This window comes from Ruegeria sp. BJ5 (genome assembly GCF_056537865.1).
On sequence record NZ_JBQFSH010000001.1, the window covers coordinates 527,248 to 551,103 of the forward strand.

Annotated in this window: 25 protein-coding genes and 1 tRNA gene; 9 read left to right on the forward strand and 17 right to left on the reverse strand. The window is 59.2% G+C overall.

Annotated features, from left to right (window positions below):
* The first annotated feature begins 40 nt into the window (after positions 1–40).
* On the forward strand, positions 41–1,045 hold the full coding sequence (locus tag ACR0NY_RS02645; RefSeq protein WP_093962075.1) for a GlxA family transcriptional regulator: 1,005 nt from the start codon (positions 41–43) through the stop codon (positions 1,043–1,045).
* A 3-nt stretch (positions 1,046–1,048) separates the two neighbouring features.
* On the opposite strand, the gene ACR0NY_RS02650 is transcribed toward ACR0NY_RS02645, so the two are convergent.
* Positions 1,049–1,459, reverse strand: a complete 411-nt coding sequence (locus ACR0NY_RS02650; protein ID WP_170368447.1) for a hypothetical protein — start codon at positions 1,457–1,459, stop codon at positions 1,049–1,051.
* A gap of 32 nt (positions 1,460–1,491) precedes the next feature.
* Positions 1,492–2,589 carry a PQQ-dependent sugar dehydrogenase gene (locus ACR0NY_RS02655; protein WP_170368448.1) on the reverse strand — a complete coding sequence of 366 codons (1,098 nt, stop codon included), beginning with the start codon at positions 2,587–2,589 and terminating at the stop codon, positions 1,492–1,494.
* Positions 2,590–2,756: 167 nt separating this feature from the next.
* Between ACR0NY_RS02655 and ACR0NY_RS02660 the strand changes: the two genes are divergently transcribed.
* The 3 genes from ACR0NY_RS02660 to ACR0NY_RS02670 all read left to right on the forward strand — a co-directional run bounded on the left by ACR0NY_RS02660 (position 2,757) and on the right by ACR0NY_RS02670 (position 5,685).
* A complete protein-coding gene (locus ACR0NY_RS02660) occupies positions 2,757–3,938 on the forward strand; it encodes an ABC transporter substrate-binding protein (RefSeq protein WP_093962078.1) in 1,182 nt (393 codons plus the stop codon).
* A gap of 131 nt (positions 3,939–4,069) precedes the next feature.
* Positions 4,070–4,858, forward strand: a complete 789-nt coding sequence (locus ACR0NY_RS02665) for an ABC transporter ATP-binding protein (protein ID WP_170368449.1) — start codon at positions 4,070–4,072, stop codon at positions 4,856–4,858.
* Positions 4,855–5,685 (forward strand): ABC transporter ATP-binding protein, encoded by an 831-nt coding sequence (locus ACR0NY_RS02670; RefSeq protein WP_170368450.1) that lies wholly within the window; start codon positions 4,855–4,857, stop codon positions 5,683–5,685. Before ACR0NY_RS02665 ends, ACR0NY_RS02670 begins: the two co-directional genes overlap by 4 nt.
* Before the next feature lie 246 nt (positions 5,686–5,931).
* Here ACR0NY_RS02670 and ACR0NY_RS02675 read toward each other — a convergent pair whose 3' ends face one another.
* Positions 5,932–6,516 (reverse strand): hypothetical protein, encoded by a 585-nt coding sequence (locus ACR0NY_RS02675; protein WP_170368451.1) that lies wholly within the window; start codon positions 6,514–6,516, stop codon positions 5,932–5,934.
* A gap of 36 nt (positions 6,517–6,552) precedes the next feature.
* Between ACR0NY_RS02675 and ACR0NY_RS02680 the strand changes: the two genes are divergently transcribed.
* The 3 genes from ACR0NY_RS02680 to ACR0NY_RS02690 all read left to right on the forward strand — a co-directional run bounded on the left by ACR0NY_RS02680 (position 6,553) and on the right by ACR0NY_RS02690 (position 9,316).
* Positions 6,553–7,563, forward strand: a complete 1,011-nt coding sequence (locus ACR0NY_RS02680; protein ID WP_093962081.1) for a branched-chain amino acid ABC transporter permease — start codon at positions 6,553–6,555, stop codon at positions 7,561–7,563.
* Complete coding sequence (locus tag ACR0NY_RS02685; RefSeq protein ID WP_170338584.1) at positions 7,560–8,873, forward strand: branched-chain amino acid ABC transporter permease; 1,314 nt, start codon at positions 7,560–7,562, stop codon at positions 8,871–8,873. Before ACR0NY_RS02680 ends, ACR0NY_RS02685 begins: the two co-directional genes overlap by 4 nt.
* A gap of 188 nt (positions 8,874–9,061) precedes the next feature.
* A complete protein-coding gene (locus ACR0NY_RS02690; RefSeq protein WP_170338583.1) occupies positions 9,062–9,316 on the forward strand; it encodes a hypothetical protein in 255 nt (84 codons plus the stop codon).
* 42 nt (positions 9,317–9,358) lie between these two features.
* On the opposite strand, the gene ACR0NY_RS02695 is transcribed toward ACR0NY_RS02690, so the two are convergent.
* On the reverse strand, positions 9,359–10,906 hold the full coding sequence (locus ACR0NY_RS02695) for a helicase HerA-like domain-containing protein (protein WP_170368452.1): 1,548 nt from the start codon (positions 10,904–10,906) through the stop codon (positions 9,359–9,361).
* Between the two features lie 467 nt (positions 10,907–11,373).
* Between ACR0NY_RS02695 and ACR0NY_RS02700 the strand changes: the two genes are divergently transcribed.
* Positions 11,374–11,985, forward strand: coding sequence for an invasion associated locus B family protein (locus ACR0NY_RS02700; protein ID WP_093962962.1), 612 nt, complete (start codon positions 11,374–11,376; stop codon positions 11,983–11,985).
* A 50-nt stretch (positions 11,986–12,035) separates the two neighbouring features.
* On the opposite strand, the gene ACR0NY_RS02705 is transcribed toward ACR0NY_RS02700, so the two are convergent.
* Genes ACR0NY_RS02705 through ACR0NY_RS02720 form a run of 4 tightly spaced genes read right to left on the reverse strand, consistent with a single transcriptional unit; the run spans position 12,036 to position 16,282 of the window.
* Positions 12,036–13,244 (reverse strand): beta-ketoacyl-[acyl-carrier-protein] synthase family protein, encoded by a 1,209-nt coding sequence (locus tag ACR0NY_RS02705; protein ID WP_093962085.1) that lies wholly within the window; start codon positions 13,242–13,244, stop codon positions 12,036–12,038.
* Positions 13,245–13,253: 9 nt separating this feature from the next.
* Entirely contained in the window at positions 13,254–13,511 is a 258-nt protein-coding gene (locus ACR0NY_RS02710; RefSeq protein ID WP_093962086.1) for an acyl carrier protein, read from the reverse strand.
* A gap of 32 nt (positions 13,512–13,543) precedes the next feature.
* Entirely contained in the window at positions 13,544–14,635 is a 1,092-nt protein-coding gene (gene lpxD / locus ACR0NY_RS02715; RefSeq protein WP_170338575.1) for a UDP-3-O-(3-hydroxymyristoyl)glucosamine N-acyltransferase, read from the reverse strand.
* Between the two features lie 36 nt (positions 14,636–14,671).
* Entirely contained in the window at positions 14,672–16,282 is a 1,611-nt protein-coding gene (locus ACR0NY_RS02720; protein WP_170368453.1) for a L,D-transpeptidase family protein, read from the reverse strand.
* Positions 16,283–16,636: 354 nt separating this feature from the next.
* On the opposite strand from ACR0NY_RS02720, the gene mepK reads away from it, so the two are divergent.
* Positions 16,637–17,206, forward strand: a complete 570-nt coding sequence (gene mepK, locus ACR0NY_RS02725; RefSeq protein WP_170338571.1) for a peptidoglycan L,D-endopeptidase MepK — start codon at positions 16,637–16,639, stop codon at positions 17,204–17,206.
* Between the two features lie 131 nt (positions 17,207–17,337).
* Here the strand turns inward: mepK and ACR0NY_RS02730 are convergent.
* From ACR0NY_RS02730 to sufB, 9 genes are all read right to left on the reverse strand, one after another.
* Positions 17,338–17,414, reverse strand: a tRNA-Arg gene (locus tag ACR0NY_RS02730).
* 78 nt (positions 17,415–17,492) lie between these two features.
* The gene (locus ACR0NY_RS02735; protein WP_170368454.1) at positions 17,493–18,713 is read right to left on the reverse strand and encodes a cysteine desulfurase; all 1,221 of its coding nucleotides are present in this window, start codon (positions 18,711–18,713) and stop codon (positions 17,493–17,495) included.
* Between the two features lie 11 nt (positions 18,714–18,724).
* The gene (locus ACR0NY_RS02740; RefSeq protein ID WP_170368455.1) at positions 18,725–19,291 is read right to left on the reverse strand and encodes a Yip1 family protein; all 567 of its coding nucleotides are present in this window, start codon (positions 19,289–19,291) and stop codon (positions 18,725–18,727) included.
* The gene (locus ACR0NY_RS02745; RefSeq protein WP_093962092.1) at positions 19,288–19,773 is read right to left on the reverse strand and encodes a YIP1 family protein; all 486 of its coding nucleotides are present in this window, start codon (positions 19,771–19,773) and stop codon (positions 19,288–19,290) included. Before ACR0NY_RS02745 ends, ACR0NY_RS02740 begins: the two co-directional genes overlap by 4 nt.
* Positions 19,773–21,053 (reverse strand): Fe-S cluster assembly protein SufD, encoded by a 1,281-nt coding sequence (sufD, locus tag ACR0NY_RS02750; RefSeq protein WP_093962093.1) that lies wholly within the window; start codon positions 21,051–21,053, stop codon positions 19,773–19,775. Before sufD ends, ACR0NY_RS02745 begins: the two co-directional genes overlap by 1 nt.
* Positions 21,053–21,808 (reverse strand): Fe-S cluster assembly ATPase SufC, encoded by a 756-nt coding sequence (gene sufC / locus ACR0NY_RS02755; RefSeq protein ID WP_170357887.1) that lies wholly within the window; start codon positions 21,806–21,808, stop codon positions 21,053–21,055. The genes sufD and sufC overlap by 1 nt, the downstream gene beginning before the upstream one ends.
* Before the next feature lie 48 nt (positions 21,809–21,856).
* Positions 21,857–22,060, reverse strand: coding sequence for a hypothetical protein (locus tag ACR0NY_RS02760; protein ID WP_170338565.1), 204 nt, complete (start codon positions 22,058–22,060; stop codon positions 21,857–21,859).
* Positions 22,060–22,329 carry a hypothetical protein gene (locus ACR0NY_RS02765; protein ID WP_170338563.1) on the reverse strand — a complete coding sequence of 90 codons (270 nt, stop codon included), beginning with the start codon at positions 22,327–22,329 and terminating at the stop codon, positions 22,060–22,062. The genes ACR0NY_RS02760 and ACR0NY_RS02765 overlap by 1 nt, the downstream gene beginning before the upstream one ends.
* Positions 22,329–23,849: a Fe-S cluster assembly protein SufB gene (gene sufB / locus ACR0NY_RS02770; RefSeq protein ID WP_170338561.1), complete on the reverse strand. Its 1,521-nt coding sequence runs from the start codon at positions 23,847–23,849 to the stop codon at positions 22,329–22,331. Before sufB ends, ACR0NY_RS02765 begins: the two co-directional genes overlap by 1 nt.
* Positions 23,850–23,856: the final 7 nt, after the last annotated feature.

The window sequence follows — 23,856 nt, forward strand, 5'->3', positions numbered from 1 at the left end:
GGCCTCGGGCCTCGGCCCGCCGAATCAAGGACAGTTCGCCATGCAAGAGCAACGCCAAGTTGTCACTGTGGACAAGCGCGCGGCCAAGCCGCTCAATTTCGTATTCGTGTTGCTCGACAAGTTTTCGTTGCTGTCTTTTGCCTCGGCACTGGACAGCCTTCGGATTGCAAATCGTATGGCGGATCAGCAGATCTATACTTGGTCGCTGGCCGGCGAAGGCGGAGAGGTCGTCACCTGCTCGGCCGGCACGACGTTCGAGCTTGACCGCGACCTGGACGAACTGCAGCGGGACGAGGTGATCCTTGTTTGTGGCGGCGTCGATGTTCAGGCGGCGACCACCAAAAAGGTCTTGAACTGGCTGCGCCGCGAGGCCCGCAAAGGTCTGAAGATCGGTGGCTTGTGCACCGCGGCCTATACCCTTGCCAAGGCCGGCCTGCTGGACGGCAAGCGGGCCACCATCCACTGGGAAAACGCCGACAGCTTTGCGGAAGAGTTCGAAAACGTCGAACTGACGAAATCCGTCTTTCTGATCGACGGCAACCGGATGACAACGGCCGGTGGCACCTCGTCAATCGACCTAATGCTGAAACTGATTGCCGATGATTACGGCGAGGAGTTGGCCAATGCCGTGGCCGACCAGATGATCTATTCCTCGATCCGCACCGATCAGGACACCCAGCGCCTGTCGACGCCCACGCGGATCGGCGTGCGCCACCCCAAGCTGAGCCAGGTCATCCTGATGATGGAGAAAAACATCGAAGAGCCGATTTCGCCCTCGATCCTCGCCAAGGATGTCGGCATGTCGACCCGCCAGCTCGAGCGGCTGTTCCGCCGGTATCTGAGCCGTTCGCCCAAGCGCTATTACATGGAACTGCGGTTGCACAAGGCGCGCAACCTGCTGATGCAGACCGACATGAGCGTAATCAACGTGGCCTTGGCCTGCGGTTTTGCAAGCCCTAGCCATTTCTCGAAATGCTACCGCGCGCACTACAACACCACGCCCTATCGCGAGCGTGGGACGCAGAGCGGGCGGCTGTCGGTCTGACGCCTAGAACATGCCCAAAATGGGCTCGGCGCGTGTGTTGATGCTGAACTGCAGAACTAGCACGCCGTCTTCGCGTTGATGCAGAAGAGCGTAATAGTAGAGATAGCTGTTCTTGTCGTTCCAGTAGATCCGCATTTCCTGCGCGAACCCGTTCTCAAGCTCGACCCGTTTGGCAACGTCGGCATTGGTCAGGTAGTACGGAACAAGGTCACGTAGCTGCCCTTGCAGGACTTGCATCTGCTGCGGCGTGTATTCGTCGGCGCCGCCCAACCGGGTGATGACGTTCGAGAACTCGCGGTTCTTGATCTTGGTGTCGACGAAAGTTTCGTAATCGGCATAGGTCGGAAAGACCTCGTCGGCCGCGGCTGGAAGTGTCGAAAGGCACAAAAATATCGCTGCGAGAATGCGGAACATATTAATCCTCTTAGAAGTGTATCGCTGCACTCCTAGGACGAACGGGAAATCCTGTAAACCGCACCCTGCCCGACCGAGATGAACCAGATCGCACCGTCTGGGGCCTGCACGATGTCACGGACCCGTTCGGTCTCGGCGCCTTTGATCTGCTCGACCTCGCGCAACGGGTTTCCGGACAATCGTGCAATATAGTCGAATTTCAGCGAGCCCACGAAAATGTCACCGCGCCATTCGGGAAACATCCCGCCCGAATAGACCATCAAGCCCGACGGAGCGATGGACGGATCCCAATACAAGCGCGGCTGTTCCATTCCGGCCTTGCTGGTGCCTTCGCCGATCTTCTCTCCGGAATAATGCGTCCCGTAGGAAATGACCGGCCAACCGTAGTTGGCGCCGGGTTTCACAAGGTTCACCTCGTCCCCGCCCTTTGCGCCATGTTCAGAGACCCACAACCGGCCGCTCGTATCAATATCAGCGCCTTGCGGGTTGCGATGACCAAAGGACCAGATCTCGGGACGGATGCCTTCTTGCGCGATAAACGGGTTATCGGCCGGGATCGAACCATCACGGTTGATTCGAATGACCGTCCCCATGTGGTTCGAGCGGTCCTGCGCACTTGGCCTGTCGCCACGATCCCCCAAAGTGATGAACAGCGTCCCGTCCTGCGCCTCGACCACGCGCGATCCGAAATGCCGGCCGCCTGCGCCGCCGGGCACCGCTTCGAATATCAACTTCAGATTGGTCAGCCGCTTGCCGTTCTCGGACAGGCGTGCCACGGCGACCGCCGTCCCGGCGCCGCCGCTCTGTGGCTTCGAGAAAGAAAGAAACACCTCTCTTGTGCGGTCAAAATCGCGGGCGACGGTTACGTCCAGCAGACCGCCCTGCCCTTGCGCTGCGACCTTCGGAACGCCCTGGACCTTGGTGGCCTTGCCATCACGCGCCAAAAGCAGCTGGCCGTCGCGCTCGGTGACCAAGAAACTGCCATCCGGCAGCAGGCCGATCGCCCAGGGCGTATCTAGGTCGGCAAGCATGGTCGTGACCGAGACCTCGCCTGCGGATGTCTTCAATGACTCGGCCCACGCGACGCTGCCGCAAATCATCAGAATGAGAATCGTAAAAACCCTAATCATATCTATCGCTCCAATCCCGGTCAGAATGAGCCGCCCGGGAACCAAACCTTAGAAAACAAATAGAGTTGTTCAGCCAAAAGACACATTCCTGTTTGGACTTTTCTTTTCTGAACAGCTTGCCTAGGGTCTTGCTCAGAACGAATACGTTCCAACAAGGGAGTAACCTAATGAAAAAGCTGCTTACTGCGACTGCAGCAACCGCATTGCTGGCCGGTGCCGCAATGGCCGAAGACGTCAAACTGGGCGTACTGTTCGGATTTACCGGGCCGATTGAATCGCTGGCCCCCGCAATGGGCGCGGGCGCCGAACTGGCAATCGCCGAAGTTACCGAATCCGGCAAGCTGCTGGGCGGCGCCACCGTGACACCGATGCGCGCCGATACCGGCTGCATCGACAACGGTCTGGCCACCTCGAACGGCGAACGCATGATTGCCGATGGCGTTGCCGGCATCATCGGCGGCGACTGTTCTGGTGTGACTGGCGCAATCCTGCAGAACGTCGCTATTCCGAATGGCATGGTCATGATCTCGCCGTCGGCGACCTCGCCCGGTCTTTCGACGATGGAAGACAACGGGCTGTTCTTCCGCACCGCCCCGTCGGATGCGCGTGAAGGTCAGGTTATGGCCGACATTCTGAAAGATCGCGGCATCAACTCGATCGCTCTGACCTATACCAACAACGACTACGGCAAAGGCCTGGCCGACGCGATCCAGTCGTCGTTCGAGGCCGTGGGCGGTGAAGTGACCATCGTCGCAGCACATGAAGACGGCAAGGCGGACTATTCGGCCGAAGTCGGCGCACTGGCCTCGGCGGGTGGTGACATCCTCGTGGTTGCCGGCTACTTGGATCAGGGTGGCCTGGGCATCATCCAGTCGGCCCTGGACAGCGGAGCATTCGACACGTTCGGTCTGCCGGGCGGCATGATCGGTGACTCGCTGCCGGCGAATGTCGGCCCTGATCTGGATGGATCGTTTGGTCAGATCGCCGGTTCGGGCGGTGAAGGCGCCGAGAAATATTTCGCCATGGCCGAAGCCGCGGGCTTTGACGGCTCGTCGCCCTACTCGCCTGAAAGCTATGACGCAGCCGCGCTGTTCATGCTGGCCATGCAGGCCGCAGGGTCGGCCGATCCCGCCCAATACGGTGGCAAGATCCTGGATGTGGCCAACGCCCCCGGCGAGAAGATCTATCCGGGTGAACTGGCCAAGGGTCTGGAACTGCTGGCCGCTGGTCAGGACATCGACTATGTCGGCGCTTCGGGTGTCGAACTGATCGGTCCGGGCGAAAGCGCTGGGTCCTACCGCGAGATCGAAGTGAAAGACGGCAAGAACGAGACCGTCAAGTTCCGTTGATCCGTCAGCTGACCGCATGATACCAAGCAGCCCGGGCCTTGTGCCCGGGCTGTTTCAATGACAAAAGGCGCCACCTTATCTTGGGGATGGGGCAACACGAAGAACCGCGAAAGCCGCGGACAGGGGAACACATGATCGTCGTCGAGGACGTGCACAAGCATTTCGGCGGTTTCCACGCGGTGGACGGGGCATCGCTGGAGATCGAAAAGGGCTCGATTACCGGCCTGATTGGTCCAAACGGGGCCGGAAAAACCACTCTTTTCAATGTGATCGCGGGCGTTCTACCACCGACCAGCGGCAAGGTCTGGATGGACGGCGAAGACATCACCGGCCTGCCGCCCCATGATCTGTTTCACAAGGGGCTGTTGCGCACGTTCCAGATTGCGCACGAGTTCTCGTCGATGACATGCCGCGAAAACCTGATGATGGTCCCCGGTGGCCAATCCGGTGAATCGCTGTGGAACACATGGTTCGGCCGCAAGCGGATTGCGGATGAGGAACGCTCCCTGCGCGCCAAGGCCGACGAGGTGCTGGAGTTCCTGACCATCGAACACTTGGCCGACCACAAGGCGGGTCAGGTCTCGGGCGGCCAGAAAAAGCTGCTGGAACTGGGTCGCACGATGATGGTGGACGCCAAGATCGTGTTTCTGGACGAGGTCGGCGCAGGCGTCAACCGCACCCTGCTGATGACCATCGCCGATACGATCCTGCGTCTGAACAAGGAACGCGGCTATACCTTCGTCGTGATCGAACACGACATGGATTTCATCGGCAAGATCTGCGACCCGGTGATCTGCATGGCCGAGGGCAAAGTTCTGGCACAAGGCACGCTGGACGAGATCAAGGCCAATGAGCACGTCATCGAGGCCTATCTGGGTACTGGGCTCAAGAACAAAGACCAGTTGGAGGCCGGGGCATGAGCGACAATCCCTATCAGGACGACAAGGGCAACAAGGACGCCTCGATCACCAAAGCGCATGGCATTGGCACGATGACGCCCGCCCATCGGGTCAGCGGCAAGACCCACCGGGTAGAAGGCGGTCCATTCCTGATCGGTGACACCATGACCGGCGGGTACGGCAAAGGCCCCGACATTCTGCACGATTGCACGATCGCCGTGGACAAGGGCGAAATCGCCGTGATCGTTGGCCCCAACGGCGCTGGTAAATCCACCGCGATGAAGGCCGTTTTTGGCATGCTGGACGTGCGCGCCGGATCGGTGCGGCTGGATGGCGAGGACATCACCAACCTCAGCCCCCAGGACCGGGTGATCAAGGGCATGGGCTTTGTACCCCAAACGCAGAACATTTTCACCTCGATGACGGTTCAAGAAAATCTGGAAATGGGCGCGTTCATTCGCACGGATGATTTCTCGGACACGATGGAACAGGTGTTCGAGCTGTTCCCGATCCTGAGAGACAAACGCAACCAGGCGGCGGGCGAGCTCTCGGGCGGACAGCGCCAGCAAGTGGCCGTCGGCCGCGCGCTTATGACCAAGCCGAAGGTGTTGATGCTGGACGAACCGACCGCGGGCGTTTCGCCGATCGTGATGGACGAGCTGTTCGACCGCATCATCGAAGTGTCGCGCACCGGCCTTCCGATCCTGATGGTCGAGCAGAATGCACGCCAGGCACTTGAGATCGCCGACAAGGGTTATGTGCTGGTCCAGGGGCGCAACGCATACACGGGAACCGGCAAGGAACTCCTGGCGGACGAGGAAGTACGCAAGTCGTTTTTGGGCGGCTAACTGACGCTTTTCAGAAATCGGTTTTTCATGGGGCCAGTCGGGATTCTCGACTGGCCCTTTTGCTTGATCGCATTGCGCAAAATTGAAGGCCAGAAGATGGCAATCGGTACTTTAGGCCACGCCCTCCTTCCTGAGAACCATTATTAGGTATCTGAAAAATATAATTTATTTCTCTGAAGCCCACCGTAGCAAAAAGCCTGTGGAAATTCCCGTAATGCCAATCTGCTGCTTTAATCAGGTCAAATTTCAAAAATATCGCTGCGCCCGAACCACTACACCAATCCCAGAAACGCGCCCCAGTTGGGGGCACAGAAATTGGAAGTCAAAATGAAGAAATGGATGATCGCCGCACTGGTCGCACACTTGGCAACTGGCGCTGTGGCTCAGCAACGCGAGTTTGTGTGCATATCGGATATTGATGGAACCGAGTACCGGCTGACGCGGCTTGAAGGCAAGCAAAAGGGATCGGTCAAATTCGGTGACACGACCGGGGATGCTCAGGTGTTTCCTGGCCTGAACAACATGACGTTCATCCTGGCGACCGAACAGCATGTCATGACCTTCTTCGTCAAAAGCCCTGATCTGTCCTACAACCTGTCCATTCGCCGTCCGGTCCTTCAGAATGACCGCGGCCAATGCACGGAAACAGGAGCCTAGTCCCGCAATCATCTGCGATTTCAGGCCGCGTCCCACATGGTGGCGCGGTCTTTTTCTTTCGGGGATCGGCAGACGGTCGGAGCGCACGTGATCAATGTCCGCCAAACCGCATAAAAACATGCACAAAGCCGCAAAAATCATGCTCCAAATTGTTGTGTCTTTTGTCGGCGTCATGCCATAAAGCCGCACCCGGACAGTGAGAAGAACATAATGGACCTACTGAATGCGCTTGTTGCGCTTGCGAACTTTGTGATCGTGCCTGCGGTTGCCTATGGCAGCCAGTTGGCACTTGGGGCGCTGGGGGTCACCCTGATCTACGGCATCCTGCGGTTTTCCAACTTTGCCCACGGGGATACGATGGCCTTCGGCGCAATGATTGCCGTGCTGGTCACCTGGGGTCTTCAGGCCGCAGGGATCGGGTTCGGGCCCCTGCCGACGGCGCTTCTGGCGCTTCCGTTTGCGATCCTGGGGTGCATCCTTCTGGTGCTGATCACCGACAGGCTGGTCTATCGGTTCTACCGCGAGCAAAAGGCCAAACCTGTGATCCTGGTGATCGTGTCCATGGGCGTGATGTTCATCATGAATGGGCTGGTGCGCTTCATCATCGGCCCCGATGACCAAAGGTTCTCGGATGGGGCACGGTTCCTGATTTCTGCGCGGGATTTCAAAAAGATGACCGGGCTGGATGAGGGGCTTGCGATCAAGACCTCGCAGGGTATCACCGTGATCGTCGCCGTCGTTGCCGTCGCCTTGCTGTTCTGGTTCCTCAACAAGACCCGCACCGGTAAGTCGATGCGCGCTTATTCCGACAACGAGGATCTGGCCTTGTTGTCCGGCATCAACCCGGAACGTGTGGTGATGATCACCTGGATCATCGTTGCGGCACTGGCCACGACGGCCGGGGTTCTCTATGGGCTGGACAAGAGCTTCAAGCCATTCGTCTATTTCCAGCTGCTTCTGCCGATCTTTGCCTCGGCCATCGTGGGCGGATTGGGCAACCCGATTGGGGCTATCGCAGGCGGATTCATCATCGCTTTTTCCGAAGTCACGATCACTTATGCCTGGAAGAAGGTGCTGACCTACCTTGCCCCGGAAAGCCTCGAACCTTCGGGCCTGGTGCAGTTCCTGTCCACCGATTACAAATTCGCCGTCAGCTTCGTCATTCTGCTGATCGTGCTTCTGTTCAAGCCAACGGGTCTGTTCAAGGGGAAAGCGGTATGAACGAAGCAGTCAAAAACACCCTGCTTTTCGTGATTGTCGGCGGGCTCATCCTGCTGACCGGTTTCGTTCAAAGCTGGAACACGGCGATCCTGATTCTGAACATGGGTCTGATTTCCGCGATCATGGCGATCGGTGTAAACCTGCAATGGGGCTTTGCCGGACTGTTCAATGTCGGCGTCATGGGTTTTGTTGCGCTGGGCGGACTTGCGGTTGTGCTGGTCTCGACCCCGCCGACACCCGGAGCCTGGTCCGCAGGCGGGTATGGGATCGTGCTGGCGCTTCTGCTGGGGGCAGCGACCGTTGTCGCAGCCGTGATGGCCGCGCAAAAGATGCCCAAGGGCCGGGCACGAACGCTGGCAATCATCGCAATCCTCGTCGTCGGGTTCTTCGTCTATCGCGCGGTGTTCGACCCGAGCATCGCTGCCGTCGAAGCCATCGACCCAGCCATTGCCGGAAATATCGGCGGGCTGAATCTTCCGGTGCTGCTTGCATGGCCGGCGGGTGGGCTATTGGCCGCGGGCGCTGCCTGGCTGATTGGCAAGACGGCCTTGGGTCTGCGCTCGGACTATCTTGCGATTGCCACGCTGGGTATCGCCGAGATCATCATTGCGATCATGAAAAACGAGGACTGGCTGGCCCGAGGGGTCAAGAACGTCTACGGCATCCCCCGCCCTTCACCTATCGTAGGCTATGAGATTGACCTGCAGAGCGATCCGACCTTCGTCGAACGTGCAGCCTCATTCGGGCTGGACCCGGTGACCGCTTCGACCCTGTGGGTGAAACTGGGTTATGCATTCCTGTTTCTGATCGTGCTTCTCATCCTGCTCTGGATGGCTCAGATGGCGCTCAAAAGCCCGTGGGGCCGCATGATGCGCGCGATCCGCGACAACGAGGTCGCCGCCGAAGCCATGGGTAAGGACGTCACCCGCCGTCATCTGCAGATCTTCGTTCTGGGCTCGGCCATCTGTGGCATTGCCGGGGCGATGATGACGACGCTGGACGGCCAGCTGACACCCAGCGCCTACCAACCGCTCCGGTTCACCTTCCTTGTCTGGGTGATGGTGATCGTCGGCGGTTCCGGCAACAATTTCGGCTCGGTCCTGGGGGCCTTTCTGATCTGGTTCCTGTGGGTCGAGGTCGAACCGATCGGTCTGTGGCTTATGAACCTGATCACTTCCAGCATGCCAGATGGCAGCGCGCTTAAGGCCCACCTGATCGAAAGCACGGCACATATGCGCCTGTTCACGATGGGGCTTATCCTGCTGATTGTTCTCAGATTCAGCCCAAGGGGCCTGATCCCCGAGAAGTAGACATCTTTCATCACTAAACCGTCAGGCCGCGCCATGCGAATGGCGCGGTTTCTTGATTGCGGCTTGAAAAATCAATAGACGGCTTCACACTCTATGAACCATATCGGCGCATATTGTTCGAAAGACCACTCACCTGATGCGCCGATCTTAACGAGTAAACTCTGACCCAGAAGAAAAGTTCTTGCACCATGAAGACTTCCACAAAGAAAATTGCCCTTATGGTTCCGGTCCTAGCTGTTGTGGCCGGATGTATCCCGAGCCCCCGTGAACTGGAAACCACACCCGTCCAGGTACAGACGCCCAAGGGCGTCGTGACCTGCCAACTGTATCGCCAGGATCGGGTTGTCTGGGATCGCGCGATTGATTTCCCGGCCACCAAGATGTCGGTTCCCGAAGCTGACGCCTATTGCCAGCAGGAAGGACAGCGGCGCCTCAAGCGCTGACGCGGCACGCCCCGCCAGTTCCGGCTGGCAGGGCGATGAAATTCAACGGTTGCGAAACAGCCCGCCCAGAATGCCGCGAACGATGCGGCGTCCTGTGGTTCCTTTCAGCTCTTTGATGACTGCCTCGCTCATGGCAGAGGCAAAGCTGTCTTGCTTTCGGACCGATCGCGCAGACGATCGCCCTACTCGGCTGCCGCTGTATCTGCGCGCCGCCGAATACTCCCGCTCGGACACCGACCGGGTGTCGTCTTGCTCCTCTGGTTCGGCTTCCTCGGCCTCGGCCGCGGCCTTCGCCGCGCGCGCCTGCAGGATTTCGAATGCCGATTTGCGATCTAGAAGCGTTTCGTACTTTCCGGCCATCGGAGACGCCGCCATCACAGCCTTGCGCTCGGCGTCGGCAATCGGCCCCAGTTGTGAACCCGGCGGACGTATCAATGTCCGCTCGACCATACCGGGCGCACCCTTCCGTTCGAGCATCGAGGTCAACGCCTCGCCCACTCCGACTTCCCGGATCGCGGTTTCCGTGTCGAAGGCCGGGTTTTCCCGATAGGTTTCCGCGGCCAGCCGCAAATTCTTGCGATCGCGCGCGGTGAAGGCGCGCAAAGCATGTTGGACGCGGTTGCCCAACTGTCCGAGGATATCTTCGGGAATATCGGCCGGGTTCTGAGTAATGAAGTAAACCCCAACGCCCTTGGATCGGATCAATCGCGCGACCTGCTCGACCTTGTCCACCAGAACCTTGGGCGCATCATCGAACAACAGATGGGCTTCGTCGAAGAAAAAGACCAGCTTGGGCTTGTCGGGATCGCCGACTTCGGGCAGTTCTTCGAACAGTTCGCTCAGCAGCCACAAAAGGAACGTGGCATACAGCCCGGGCGCGCCCATCAGCTTGTCAGAAGCCAGGATGTTGACCATCCCGTGGCCGTTTTCATCCGAGCGCATCAAATCCGACAGTTCGAGCGCAGGCTCACCAAACAGCCGTGCGCCTCCTTGGTTCTCCAGCACAAGCAATCGTCGCTGTATGGCGCCAATCGAAGCGGTCGAGACATTTCCGTAGCGCAGCGACAGCTGTGACCGGTTTTCACCAATCCAGACCAGAAGAGCCTGCAGGTCCTTGAGATCCAGCAGCGGCATCCCCTCTTCATCCGCAACCCGGAAGGCGATGTTCAGCACACCTTCCTGCGCTTCGCTCAGGTCCAGAAGCCGGGAAAACAACAGCGGCCCCATCTCGGTAACCGTTGTCCGGACAGGGTGGCCCTGCTCACCAAACAGATCCCAGAACGTGACTGGGCACGCGGCATAGGAATAGTCGGCAAACCCGATGCGCTGGGCACGGTCCATGAAGGCCTGGTGCAACTTGTGATCGGGGCTACCGGGACGCGCCAGTCCGGACAGGTCACCTTTGACGTCAGACAGGAAAACAGGAACGCCCTGCTGCGAGAACCCTTCGGCCAGGATTTGCAGGGTCACGGTCTTGCCCGTCCCCGTTGCACCGGCAATCAGACCGTGCCGGTTTGCATATTTCAGCGTCAAACCCTGCGGCTGCTTGTATTCAACACCGCCACCGCCGACAAAAACGTTTTCCGTCATATTGATACGTCCCAAAACTTAGCGTCCCGGCACCACCATACAAACTTAACCTTTGACTGCGATAGTGATTTTGCCCACCTCGCAATTCCCTCGTGTGGTGGGCAAACTTCCTCCCTGTCGACTGGCTGTGCTTTCGGGCACAGCCATTTTTTGAAATTGCCAAGTTTCTGCTTGTGGAAACATTAAATTTCGCTGTTAGCAGTTGACCACTGGGTTCGCCTCTCGTAACGTTCGGGCATAACTAAGTCGGCCAGTCCGACGGGGAGATACATTGATTGAAGGGAGCCGCACGTACGGCTCCCTTTGTCGTTTGTACTCAAAGGCTTCTCGGCGTCACTTCAGGTGGCCTCCGATGTGTCGGCGAAAATCCGTCCAATCCCGCGTGCAGCGCGCGCTTTGCAACTGACATGGCCGAGCAGGAATGCTAGAGACGTTTGAAAAAGCTGTATCAGCACAATGAGGCACTGATGATCACCAAACTTGTTCCAGCCACCCTGGTAACGGCTGCATTGCTGGGCTCAGGCGCGTTCGCCCAGGAAGCCACGACTGAAACTCAAGAGCAGACCCAAGCCGGTCAGACCACGGATACCGGCTCCGACCTGGATCTGGGTCAAAGCGGCCCGCGTGTCGGCGAGCAATATGTCCGCGAGAAGTCGGGCGACTGGGAGATCTCCTGCATCAAGGCGCAATCCGGCGATGACCCCTGTGCGATGGTTCAGATTCTCAACGGTGCGCAGAATGAACCTCTGGCCGAGATCACCGTTGGCAAGCTGCCCGCCGGTGGTGCCGCCGCAGCCTGGGCGAACGTAATTGTTCCGCTGGAAACCCTGCTGCAGGCACAACTGGCCATCTCGATCGATGGCGCACCGCGCAAGCTGTACAACTATCATCACTGTGTTCCGGTCGGTTGTGTTGCACAGCTGGGTCTGACGCAGGGCGACATTGACGCGATGAAAGCAGGAACGAAGGCTACCATTTCACTGGTGCCCGCACGCGCGCCCGATCAGGTTATCAACATGGATCTGTCGCTGAGCGGATTTACCGCTGCCTTTGACGGGCTGGAGGTCAACACCAACTGATCACGCCAAGATGAATGACCAAAGCCGCCATCCCCCGATGGCGGCTTTTTTCATACCTTCTTGAGGGCCAACACCGCGTTCAGACCGCCAAACGCAAAGGCGTTGCTCAATGCCACATTCACCTCGGCCTCGCGCGCCTCGTTTGGTACGACGTCCAAAGCGCATTCCGGGTCGGGTTCTTCATACCCGATGGTCGGAGCAATCACGCCGTCACGGACGGCCATGATACAGGCCAACAGTTCAACCGCGCCGGTTCCGCCGATAAGGTGGCCGTGCATGGATTTGGTCGATGAGATCATCAGATCGTCGGCATGGCGTCCGAACACATCCGCGACTGCTGCGCATTCGGTCTTGTCATTGGCGGCGGTTCCGGTGCCGTGGGCGTTGATATAGCCCACGTCACTTGCGTTCAGCCCGGCGTCCTTCAAGGCCCCGGCCATGGCACGGGCCGCGCCCTGCTTGCTGGGCATTACGATATCCGTCGCGTCCGATGACATCGCATAGCCCGCAACCTCACACAGAATTTCAGCGCCGCGAGCACGCGCATGTTCGTATTCCTCGAATACGAACACACCGGCGCCCTCGCCCTGAACCATGCCATTGCGATTTGCGCTGAACGGCCGGCAGGCGTCCTTCGACATAACCCGAAGGCCCTCCCAGGCCTTGACCCCGCCAAAACACAACATGGATTCCGACCCGCCGGTAATCATCGCCGGGGCGGCGCCACTGCGCACCATCTGGAACGCCAGCGCCATCGCGTGGTTGGACGATGCACAGGCCGTCGAAACGGTGAAGCTGGGGCCTTTGAGGTTGTGCTCCATCGAAATGTGGCTTGCTGCCGCGTTGTTCATCAGCTTCGGCACGACGAATGGATGGACCCGGTTCTTCCCGTCTTCGTAGACCGAGCGGTAGTTGTCATCCCAGGTCGAAACACCACCGCCGGCCGTTCCCAGAACGACCCCCGACCGCACGGCCAATTCGCCGTGAAACTCCAGCCCCGACTGGTCGATCGCCTCTTTGGCCGCAGTCAAAGTGAATTGCGTGAAACGGTCATACAGCGCCATTTGCTGGCGATTGAACCGGCCCTCTGCCTCGAACCCGCGGACCTGGCCGCCAATTTTGATGCTCAGTCGGTCGACGTCACGAAATTCAAGCTCGGAAATGCCGCAACGGCCTTCGCGCATCGCTTCCAGGGTGTCGGGCACGGAATGGCCCAGCGAATTGATCGTGCCAGCGCCGGTGATGACAACCCGTTTCATGACCGCGGATCAAACCTTTTCCGCGACCAGCTTTTCGATCCCGGCAATGATCGCCGCAACATTCGAAATGTCGAAATCACTTGCCGTCGGTTCGTTGGCGTTGAAGGGGATCGAGATGTCGAATTCTTCCTCGATGGCAAAGATGCTTTCAACGAGGCCCATGCTATCGATCCCGAGATCTTCAAGAGAGCTTTCGGGCGTCACGTCGGACGGCTCCAGCACGGCCTGCTCTGCAATGATTGCGATGACGCGGTCGCTGATGCTCATGTCGTTCCCCTGATTGTCGCGTTGCGGTTGATTTAGTCGCTCGACGAGGGTTTGAAAACCGTCTTTTTAAGCGCCTCTACGTCACGGGCCATGCGTGGAAGCCGACGCTGCGCCTTGTAGATTTCGGTGTGCGTTTCCATTTTCACGCCCGGATAGCCCATGATCACACGACCTGCCGGGACATTCGAAAGTACCTTGGTTCCACCGCCCGCGATCACGCCGTCACCGATGAAAATATTGTCGACGACTCCGGTCTGGCCACCCAAAACCACGTTGTTGCCGATCTCGACCGAACCGGACACGCCGGTTTGACCGCAAAGCAGACAGTCTCTGCCGACCTGAGTGTTGTGCCCGACATGAACAAGATTGTCCAACTTGGAGCCGTCTCCGATGACGGTGTTGCGGATCGTACCGTTGTCGATGGTGCAGTTCGCGCCAACCTCGACATCATTGCCGATCTGGACCGCACCGAGTGAATGGATGCGCAACCAGCTCTGTGCCTTGGCGTCTCCGGCGTCGCCCATGGTCTTGCGCACGTTTTCCACCCCGGACACCTCGGGCGTGACAAAGCTGAACCCATCTCCGCCGATCCTCGCTCCGGGCTGCGCAATAAAGCGATCGCCAATCATGGCGCGCGCACCGATGCTGACCATTTCGCGCAACAGGCAGTTCTCGCCCAGCACGACATCCATACCCACGTGGCACTGGGCGCCGATCACCGTTCCGGACCCGATGCGGGCCCGGGGGCCGACAACGGCCAGAGGCCCGATGGACACATCTCCGGCGATCTCGGCCGTCGGGTCCACGACCGCCGAAGGATGGATCCCGGGTGCGACGCCCTGCCCCCGGTCCAGCATCGTGGTAATTCCGGCCATTGCCATACGGGGGCGGCCAACAAACACGGCGCCCTCCAGACCCAGTGCGCGCCAGTCGGCACCTTCCCACAGAACAGCACAACGCGCCTGACCCTCAGCCAGCGCCTCGGCGTATTTCGGAGCCATCGCCATAGCCAAATCGGTCGGACCGGCATCCTTGGGCTCGGCCGCCCTCAGAATCGTCAGGCTGGTGTTTCCCTCGGCCGGCGCCCCCAGAGCATCGGCGATTTGCTGTAAGGTGAACTGCATCGCGGGCTTCCTTGTCGCAGGATTTGCGCCCCGTGCTTACCCCTGAACGTTCGGCAGGGCCACCCCTGCTTTTTGCAGGGCATCCCAAATCTTCTGATCCCGCCCATAGACATCGCGCCGATACTGCACGTCGCCCTTCGGCCCGACGAATGCGGTGCGGTAGATCAGATGAACCGGGACCGGCTGCTTGAGGTCAACCTTGGTTTCACGCCCGGTGCCCAGAACCCTGTGGAAAAAGGCCTTGGGGTCCTCTTCCTGTTTTGCCAGCAAAGCATATGCGAAATCAAAGGGTTGCGCCAAACGAATGCACCCGTGAGAGAAGGCACGCACTTCGCGTGCGAACAGGCTCTTCTGCGGGGTGTCGTGCAGATAGATGTTGTACTTGTTGGGGAACATGAACTTGACCAGCCCCAGAGCGTTGCTCTGCCCCGGAGGCTGGCGCATCGCAAACGGGAAGCTGCGAGCCGTGAACTGGTTGAAGTCCACCGCGTTGCGGTTCACCTGCCGCCCGCGCCGATCGGTTATCTCTAGATGCCGGACGGCATTGGGGTTGGCCCGCAACTTCGGCAGGTATTCCTTGGTGATGATCGAGCGCGGCACATGCCAGCTGGGATTGATCACCATGTGCTCCATCACATCGGAAAACTCGGGGCTTTGACGATCGCTGGTGTTTTTACCGATCACCGCACGTGTTTCGAATGTCACCCGACCATCGTCGACGATCTTCGCGGAAAAGTCGGCCTGATTGACCAGAACATGCCGTGCACCCCTCTCGCGAGGGAGCCAGCGTTCACGTTCCATCGCAACCATCACCGCCTTGAGCCGGTCAGAAGGTGAACGGTTGATTTCGGCAATCGTTCCCTGGCCGGCGACACCATCTGGTTCAAGTCCATGGGCGCTTTGGAAGGCTTGCACCGCGGCCACCATAGAGTCGTCATATTCCGGGCTGGCCGTGGGCTTGAGGAACCCCATCGCAACCAGACGGTTACGCAGCTTTAGTACACTCGGCCCTGTATCGCCGCGTTCGTATTTTCCGGTTGGAACGGTCGGCCCCCATTCACCATGTTCGTTCAGTGACTGCAGCGCCATCTTCTGCTTGAGCAGCGCCCGGTACTGACTGGACTGCGGCGGAAGCTGCGCGAGATAAGAGCCGTCGGTGGACTTCATCATCGCCGCAAGATGTTCCGAGGCCGGCCTCCGTTCGACCGCACGCACGAGGCCAGCGTCGATCTGAGCCGGGCGCAGCAGCCCGGACTGAATATCCTGTGCATAGCGGACAAACGCCTCGCTCAGTGCCGCTTCAAGCGCTCCGAGATCGCGGTTTGACCGAGCGCTCTGCATCTTCGCCATCAGGCCGTCAACGTCATATCGTTCGGCCGGAAGACCGTGCATCTGAGCATGGGACAATGCTTTGATAAGTGCCGATCGGCGTGCCGCGTGACCAGAGGTAGCACCGACCCAAATCGGCGCGAACTCCTGTTCTCGGTAAAAGGACGCGATTTCCGGGGTTGTCCCTGCACTTTCCGCGACAGCCATCCGAAAGGCGAAACTCTCAGGCTGGGTCGGAGCCGCCGGAACGGATGTGGCCGACACGGCGATGCTTGCGGCAAACAGAAAAATCGTACAGGTCCGACGGACAGAATTCATGGGATAGCCTTGGTTTTCAATAACTTGGAACACTAGTTTTTGAGCCCGACAATTATGTTTCACGCGTCGGGGGATTGTCCACTCACATTTCCAACAGCACATCACACCGCTGGCCCCCTGATGCGCGTTTGCATCGTCTGGAAAAAAACGAAAGGGATTCAGGCCTGTTCGCCACATTTTTTGTCACTTGCGCAGATTTTCGCCGAAAATTCCCCGTAAGAAGGCACAAGACCAAAAGATCACTTGGCGCAAGAATCCCTCTGTGGCATAAAATCCGCATCTGGGATGGGAAAGAATTAAGAAAGCGCACGTAACATCGTGTGCAGGCAGGAACTGTACGGGACGAAACACGCTATGACCAAGAGCAGTACCTCGGGGATGACCCGGCGTGCCCTATTGGGCGCATTCGCGGCAACGGCAGTTGTTGCAGCACCAACCTACTCAAACGCAGCAGGCTTCCTTCGCGGGGGTGGAGACATCCGCAGGATCCGTATGTATTCGGGTCGTACCGGCGAGCGTTTGGACATGATCTACTGGGTCGATGGCAAATACGTCAAAGACGCAGTCAAGGAAATCAACCACTTCATGCGTGACTGGCGCACCGATCAGTCAAAGGACATGGATCTGCGGACGATCGACATCATGGCCGCGGCCCACAACCTTCTGGATGTGAACGAGCCCTACATGCTGTTGTCGGGCTACCGCTCTCCGCAGACCAACGCCATGCTGCGCCGCCGGTCGCGCGGTGTCGCCAAGAACTCTCTCCACGTCAAAGGCCAGGCTGCGGATCTGCGGCTTGCCTCCCGCTCGGTCTCACAGATGGCCAAGGCAGCCATTTCGTGCCGTGCCGGCGGTGTCGGCCAGTACTATGGATCAAATTTCGTGCACATGGATTGCGGCGACGTTCGCTCCTGGCGCGGCTAATACACTACCACTCACCAACCCCGCAAAAGGCCCCGGCGCATCACTGCCCGGGGCTTTTTGCTGCGCAGCGCCCATCCGGCAGTGGCGGACACAGGCGCAGAAGCGCTACGCCTTGAAATTCTGACAGAAAGTGGCGCACCTGAGAGGATTCGAACCTCTGGCCTCTGCCTTCGGAGGGCAGCGCTCTATCCAGCTGAGCTACAGGTGCGTTGGCCGTTAGCTAACCTTGTTCCGATCCGGGTGCAACTGGATTTTGCATGTCGGAATGCGGTTTAGCGACGAACAATCAGGCAAACAATTCGTGCGCCAGTTCCAGCGCATCGATCAGCTTGTCGACCTCATCGGTTGTGTTGTACAAACCAAAACTCGCGCGGCAGGTGGCCGTAACCCCGAGATGATCCATCAACGGTCCGGCGCAATGGTGCCCCGCCCGAACCGCGACGCCCTTCTTGTCGAGAATGGTGGATACGTCGTGCGCGTGGCCCGCACCATCCAGCGTAAAGCTGAAGATAGCAGCCTTGTCGGGCGTCGTCCCCTGAACCTGCAGCCAGTTCAGCCCGGTCAGGCGCTGCATTGCGTAGTCGCGCAAGCCCGCCTCATGGGCCGCGATATTATCCATCCCCAAACCCATCATGTAGTCGAGCGCAACGCCCATGCCGATTGTCTGGACGATACCCGGAGTGCCGGCTTCGAATTTCATCGGCGGATCGTTGTAGATCACCGTGTCTTTCGACACCTCCTTGATCATATCGCCTCCTCCGATGAAGGGGCGCATCTCGGCCATGCGTTCCGATTTGATGAAGATCGCGCCAGATCCCGAGGGGCCGTACAGCTTGTGCCCGGTGATAGCGTAGAAATCACACCCGATATCCTGCAGATCCACCGGCATGTGAACCGCGCCCTGGCTTCCGTCGACCAGCACAGGCACGCCTTTGGCATGGGCGCCTTCGGTAATCGTCTTTACGTCAACCACGGTACCCAGAACGTTGGAACACTGGGTCACCGCCACCAGTTTGGTCTTGGGCCCGATGGCGTCGATCACAGCCTGCGGATCCAGCGCACCACTTGCATCCACGTCCACCCATTTCAGAACGACGCCCTGGCGTTCGCGCAGGAAATGCCAGGGTACGATGTTGGCATGATGCTCCATGACGCTCAGAACGATTTCATCGCCGGCCTGCATCCGTGGCATGGCCCACCCATATGCGACAAGGTTGATCCCCTCGGTCGTCCCGGAATTCAGGACGATCTCATCCTCATTCGCGACATTCAAAAACCGGGCGACGGTCCCGCGCACGGATTCGTAATTTTCGGTCGCTAGGTTCGACAGGTAGTGCAATCCGCGATGCACGTTCGAATACTCGTGCGCATAGGCATTGGTGACTGCATCTATCACCACCTGAGGTTTCTGCGCCGAGGCCCCGTTGTCGAGATAGGTCAGGGGTTTCCCGTTCACCTCACGCGAGAGGATCGGGAAATCGGCGCGGATTTTCTGGACGTCATACATGATCGAAATCCCTAAACAGGCCCGCTTGGGGTCATCAACAGGACGAAAGGTATCGCCAGCAATCCCGAGATGAGGATGACCACAAAGGATTTGCCCAGCGAGTCGAAATGGTGCGCCTGATTGATGAAATGCAGGCTGATGTAGAGGCTGTACAGGCTCATCCCCAATACGAGGATCAGGAACATAGTCGGCGCAATCATCACCATGACGAAGATGATCAATTGGCCCAGAATCTGCAGGAATTGCAGCCAGACCATCAGCAGCAGCATACCGTCCAGGCTGCCGGTGCCGCCAATCATCCTGCCGACAAAATGAAACGCGAAGATGCCCAAGAGAACGGCTCCGGCCGAAGTCGCCAACGACTGCACGACCGGTTCAAACGCCATATCCAGCGATGGATCAAGCGCCGGAAACACAAGGGTCGACAGTGATTGAGACAAAGCGTTCAGGACAACGACCAATGCCAGCGCTGTCCAAAGCACATCCCGACCGGGTACTCCGGCCAACAGACGCCTTGCCGCCTCGGCCGGATTTGCCAATGTCAGAACGGCCAGATGTCCCAGAAATGCGGCGTTCATGCCCGCGCCCTTCGTGTTTGAGAAAACCCGGAAAACCAGAACCAGACGAATACCGCAACCCAAAGGGCTCCGGTCAGTGTCTGGACAGGGCCCGGACCGATGAAACCAGCCACCAGCCCGTTCAACAACACCAGCGGTGATGAGGCGAGCAGAGCCCAGAACAGCGCAAGCCGCGCCTGATAGGACGTGGTTGCACCGCCGAACATGCGAGAAATCAGGTGAGTCCCCCATGCAAGGACGTAAAACAGCAACGGCAGAATGAAGACCGACCCCAACAGGGCCCCACCCATCAGCATGTTCAGGTCCAGCCCCTCAAGATGGGCACGGCGCGCAAGGCCCGGCAACTGTGCGATAAAGCCAATCACACAGAACGCCATGACAAAGGCCAGCGCGCGGTCTTCGCGCGGGCCCATGTCCAGAAGTCGACGCACAACTCGACCGGGCCCGCGATACGAGGCGACGATATCGGTGGTCACCGGCATCAGCTGTGCCGCGCCAACCAGCCTTCCAGCCGCGAGACGATGTCCTCGGCCAGCGCTTCGTCTTCGATCTCTTCCACGGCTTCTGCCAAAAAGGCCAGCGTCAGCATGTTGGTCGCTTCCTTGGCCGGAACCCCGCGCGAGCGCAGGTAGAACATCGCGGTCTCGTCGATGGCACCCGAGGTCGACCCGTGCGAGCAGGCCACGTCATCGGCATAGATCTCAAGCTCGGGCTTGGCCAGAAACTGACTGTCGTCATCCAGCAGCAAAGACTGGCTGATCTGGTAACCGTCGGTCTTCTGGGCGCCTTCCTTGACCAGGATCTTACCCTGGAACACGCCGGTCGCGCCGTTGCGCAGAACCTTCTTGAACACCTGACGGCTTTCGCAGTTCACCGCGTCATGGGTGATGAACACCGTGTCGTCATGGTGGAAGTCGCCATCGCCCACACAAGCGCCGGCCACATGCGCCACAGCATCGTCGCCGGTCAGCTCGACCACCTGTTCATTGCGCGTTAGCACACCATTCACGGTCAGGGTAAAGGATTTATAAACGGATTCCTTGCCCAACCGGGTGAACATATGCGTCGCGGCGCGGCGCTGATGGTCCCTGCCCTGCGCCCGGACATGGTGCAGCGTACCGCGATCGGCGATGTCGATCTCGATGCACTTGTTGAACCGCGAGGCCGCCGGGCCATTCTCCAGAATCGTCACCTCGGCGCCGCTTTCCACGCGGATCACGTGGTGCAGGATTGCGTCCGAGGTCTCGGAGTCGTGGCGATAGATCAGGCTGATCGGCTTGGACGGTTTGCCGGTCACATGGATCGCCACGCCGTCCTGCGCAAAGGCGGTGTTCATGGCCGCGAGCGGGCGCTGAACCGGGGTCTGGCCCCTTTCTTCCAGCACACCATACAGCTGCTTGGCCCAGTGGATGTCCTTGCAGCAGATATCCTCAAGCCGGTCGATGCTCACGCCTTCCAGCGTCAAATCATCGCTGTCCTCGGGGCTGAATACGCCATCGACGAAGACGATCTTCAAGCGGTCAAACCCGTCAAAGACCATCGGCTCGTCGGTGTGGAATACCTCGGCCACCGGAACCTCGGGCGAGATCAGCGTATCGGGACGCGTGTATTTCCAATACTCGTCGCGCCGCCCGGGCAGACCCATGGCGCGCAGCCGGGCCAGGGCCGCCTCACGCGCTTCGCGGGTGCAGCCGGCTTCGGGCATGCGCAGCGTGGCGAGCCGCGCCTCGGTCGCGGATTGTTTCACATCGGGCAAGGCCATCAGTTCACCTCGGCAAGAATGTCGGCGTAACCGTTGTTTTCGACCTCCAGCGCAAGCTCAGGCCCGCCGGTCTTGACGATCCGGCCATCGGCCATGATGTGCACCACGTCGGGTTTGATGTGGTCCAGCAGGCGCTGATAGTGCGTGATCACCAGAAACCCGCGGCCTTCGTCGCGCAGTGCGTTCACGCCCTCGGCTACCAGCTTCATCGCATCCACGTCGAGGCCCGAGTCGGTCTCGTCCAGGATGCACATCTTGGGCTCGAGCATGGCCATCTGCAGGATTTCGTTGCGCTTCTTCTCACCGCCCGAGAAACCAACGTTCACGGGGCGTTTAAGCATGTCGGCGTCAATCTTCAGCGACTTGGCCTTTTCGCGCACCAGTTTGAGGAAATCCGCAGCCGAGAGTTCTTCCTCGCCGCGCGCCTTGCGCTGGGCGTTCACGGCGGTACGCAGGAAGGTCATGTTGCCCACACCCGGGATCTCGACCGGGTATTGGAACGCGAGGAACACGCCGGCGGCGGCACGCTCTTCCGGCTCCATCTCCAGCAGGTCGGCGCCATCCAGAGTCGCCGAACCCTCGGTTACCTCATACCCGTCACGGCCCGAAAGCACATAGCTGAGCGTCGACTTGCCCGAGCCGTTCGGCCCCATGATCGCGTGCACCTTGCCGGCCTCGACCGTCAGATCCACGCCCTTGAGGATCTGCTTTTCCTCTTCCTCAAGTTTGACGTGCAGGTTCTTGATTTCCAGCATGTTTTTTCCTTTTGCGTATCGTCGGGACGCGCCGGCCCCGGTTTGTCCCTATCCCAGCACTCTGCGCAGCAGCCGCGCCGCGATCCATCCCAGGACCGCCCCGCCGCCGATTGCCCAGACCGGGTTGATGAAATCGGTGTAGTTGACGTTGACATAGGCCACGCCCAGCAAACCGCCCAGAACCGGCAGCGCATAGCCAAGCCAAGTCAGCAAATTATCCTTGCGGATGCCGTTTTGGTGATTTCGCGCCATCAACTTCTCCAATACTTCCATATCTTCTGAAACTGACGCCACCAGAGCCTCCAAACCACGATCAACAGCGGCACGAAAATCAGAAGACTCAGACTTCCAGCCATCGGTCCGTTTTTGACGAATGCCGCAACAATGAGTCCCACACAAATCAACACAACCGGCAACACGGCCCGACGTGACAACCAACAGAAAGCCTCCGAGCGTGCGCCTTCCTTGGCATTGGTTTCGAAAACCTTGGCCTCTTGGCTGATTTGGCTGGTACGCGCCATCAGCCGACCGAGCCTTCCAGCGAGATCGCGACCAGCTGCTGGGCTTCCATGGCGAACTCCATCGGCAGCGCCTGCAGCACGTCCTTGCAGAACCCGTTGACAACTAGCGCCACGGCCTCTTCCTCGTCCATGCCGCGCTGGCGGCAATAGAAGAGCTGATCGTCATCGACTTTCGAGGTGGTGGCCTCGTGCTCGACCCGGCTGCTGTTGTTCTTGACCTCGATATACGGAACGGTGTGCGCCCCGCATTTGTCGCCGATCAGCAGGCTGTCGCACTGGGTATAGTTGCGGCTGTTCTTGGCCTTGGGGTGCATCGACACCAGCCCGCGATAGGTGTTCTGGGCCTTGCCCGCGCTGATGCCCTTGGACACGATACGCGACTTGGTGTTCTTGCCCAGATGGATCATCTTGGTGCCGGTATCGGCCTGCTGCATGTTGTTGGTGATGGCGATCGAATAGAACTCGCCCTGGCTGTCATCGCCTCGCAGGATGCAGGACGGGTATTTCCAGGTCACGGCACTGCCGGTCTCGACCTGCGTCCACATCACCTTTGACCGGTCGCCCCGGCAATCGGCGCGCTTGGTCACGAAGTTGTAGATGCCGCCCTTGCCGTTCTCATCCCCCGGGAACCAGTTCTGAACGGTCGAGTATTTCACCTCGGCATCTTCTTCGACGATGATTTCGACCACTGCGGCGTGCAGCTGCGCGGTATCACGCTGCGGCGCGGTACAGCCTTCCAGATAGGACACGTACGAGCCCTTGTCGGCGATGATCAGCGTCCGCTCGAACTGCCCCGTGTTTTCTGCGTTGATGCGGAAATAGGTGCTCAGCTCCATCGGGCAGCGCACGCCGGGCGGCACATAGACGAACGAGCCGTCCGAGAACACGGCCGAGTTTAACGTGGCGTAGAAGTTGTCCGACACCGGAACAACCGAGCCCAGATACTTTTTGACCAGTTCGGGGTGTTCCTTGATCGCCTCGGAGATCGAGCAGAAGATGACGCCGGCCTTCTTCAGCTCGGCCTGGAAGGTCGTGCCCACCGAAACCGAGTCGAACACCGCATCCACGGCGACCTTGCGGCCCTCGGCCGGGGCATCCTCAGCGCCTTCGACGCCTGCCAGAATCATCTGCTCTTTCAGCGGGATACCCAGCTTTTCGTAAGTGGCCAGCAGTTTGGGATCGACCTCGTCCAGCGACTTGGGCTTGGTCTCCATCGACTTGGGCCGGGCGTAGTAATACTGGTCCTGAAAGTCGATCTTCGGATAGTGAACCATGGCCCATTTGGGCTCTTCCATCTGGGTCCAGCGCTCGAAGGCTTTCAGACGCCATTCGGTCATCCACTCGGGTTCTTCGTTCTTTTCCGAGATCAGCTTGACGATATCGGGGTTCACGCCTTTGGGCGCGTACTCCATCTCGATATCCGTATCCCACCCGTATTTATAGGTTCCGACCTCGCGTACCGCGTCAACGGTTTCCTGATCGACACCTTCTTTTACCTGGGTCTGGTCCAAAGCGGCCATGTTCCAC

What these genes read in the sequence shown, in the direction of transcription:
- lpxD (WP_170338575.1), bottom strand. Translation starts at nt 14,635, where the DNA reads ATGCAGTTCACCTTACAGCAAATCGCCGATGCTCTGGGGGCGCCGGCC.
- ACR0NY_RS02705 (WP_093962085.1), bottom strand. Translation starts at nt 13,244, where the DNA reads ATGAAACGGGTTGTCATCACCGGCGCTGGCACGATCAATTCGCTGGGC.
- ACR0NY_RS02760 (WP_170338565.1), bottom strand. Translation starts at nt 22,060, where the DNA reads ATGGCGCGAAATCACCAAAACGGCATCCGCAAGGATAATTTGCTGACT.
- ACR0NY_RS02740 (WP_170368455.1), bottom strand. Translation starts at nt 19,291, where the DNA reads ATGAACGCCGCATTTCTGGGACATCTGGCCGTTCTGACATTGGCAAAT.
- mepK (WP_170338571.1), top strand. Translation starts at nt 16,637, where the DNA reads ATGACCAAGAGCAGTACCTCGGGGATGACCCGGCGTGCCCTATTGGGC.
- ACR0NY_RS02685 (WP_170338584.1), top strand. Translation starts at nt 7,560, where the DNA reads ATGAACGAAGCAGTCAAAAACACCCTGCTTTTCGTGATTGTCGGCGGG.
- ACR0NY_RS02665 (WP_170368449.1), top strand. Translation starts at nt 4,070, where the DNA reads ATGATCGTCGTCGAGGACGTGCACAAGCATTTCGGCGGTTTCCACGCG.
- ACR0NY_RS02735 (WP_170368454.1), bottom strand. Translation starts at nt 18,713, where the DNA reads ATGTATGACGTCCAGAAAATCCGCGCCGATTTCCCGATCCTCTCGCGT.
- sufD (WP_093962093.1), bottom strand. Translation starts at nt 21,053, where the DNA reads ATGGCCTTGCCCGATGTGAAACAATCCGCGACCGAGGCGCGGCTCGCC.
- ACR0NY_RS02720 (WP_170368453.1), bottom strand. Translation starts at nt 16,282, where the DNA reads ATGAATTCTGTCCGTCGGACCTGTACGATTTTTCTGTTTGCCGCAAGC.
- ACR0NY_RS02690 (WP_170338583.1), top strand. Translation starts at nt 9,062, where the DNA reads ATGAAGACTTCCACAAAGAAAATTGCCCTTATGGTTCCGGTCCTAGCT.
- ACR0NY_RS02680 (WP_093962081.1), top strand. Translation starts at nt 6,553, where the DNA reads ATGGACCTACTGAATGCGCTTGTTGCGCTTGCGAACTTTGTGATCGTG.
- ACR0NY_RS02660 (WP_093962078.1), top strand. Translation starts at nt 2,757, where the DNA reads ATGAAAAAGCTGCTTACTGCGACTGCAGCAACCGCATTGCTGGCCGGT.
- ACR0NY_RS02765 (WP_170338563.1), bottom strand. Translation starts at nt 22,329, where the DNA reads ATGGCGCGTACCAGCCAAATCAGCCAAGAGGCCAAGGTTTTCGAAACC.
- ACR0NY_RS02670 (WP_170368450.1), top strand. Translation starts at nt 4,855, where the DNA reads ATGAGCGACAATCCCTATCAGGACGACAAGGGCAACAAGGACGCCTCG.
- ACR0NY_RS02675 (WP_170368451.1), bottom strand. Translation starts at nt 6,516, where the DNA reads ATGACGCCGACAAAAGACACAACAATTTGGAGCATGATTTTTGCGGCT.
- sufC (WP_170357887.1), bottom strand. Translation starts at nt 21,808, where the DNA reads ATGCTGGAAATCAAGAACCTGCACGTCAAACTTGAGGAAGAGGAAAAG.
- ACR0NY_RS02710 (WP_093962086.1), bottom strand. Translation starts at nt 13,511, where the DNA reads ATGAGCATCAGCGACCGCGTCATCGCAATCATTGCAGAGCAGGCCGTG.
- ACR0NY_RS02650 (WP_170368447.1), bottom strand. Translation starts at nt 1,459, where the DNA reads ATGTTCCGCATTCTCGCAGCGATATTTTTGTGCCTTTCGACACTTCCA.
- sufB (WP_170338561.1), bottom strand. Translation starts at nt 23,849, where the DNA reads ATGGCCGCTTTGGACCAGACCCAGGTAAAAGAAGGTGTCGATCAGGAA.
- ACR0NY_RS02655 (WP_170368448.1), bottom strand. Translation starts at nt 2,589, where the DNA reads ATGATTAGGGTTTTTACGATTCTCATTCTGATGATTTGCGGCAGCGTC.
- ACR0NY_RS02745 (WP_093962092.1), bottom strand. Translation starts at nt 19,773, where the DNA reads ATGCCGGTGACCACCGATATCGTCGCCTCGTATCGCGGGCCCGGTCGA.
- ACR0NY_RS02695 (WP_170368452.1), bottom strand. Translation starts at nt 10,906, where the DNA reads ATGACGGAAAACGTTTTTGTCGGCGGTGGCGGTGTTGAATACAAGCAG.
- ACR0NY_RS02645 (WP_093962075.1), top strand. Translation starts at nt 41, where the DNA reads ATGCAAGAGCAACGCCAAGTTGTCACTGTGGACAAGCGCGCGGCCAAG.
- ACR0NY_RS02700 (WP_093962962.1), top strand. Translation starts at nt 11,374, where the DNA reads ATGATCACCAAACTTGTTCCAGCCACCCTGGTAACGGCTGCATTGCTG.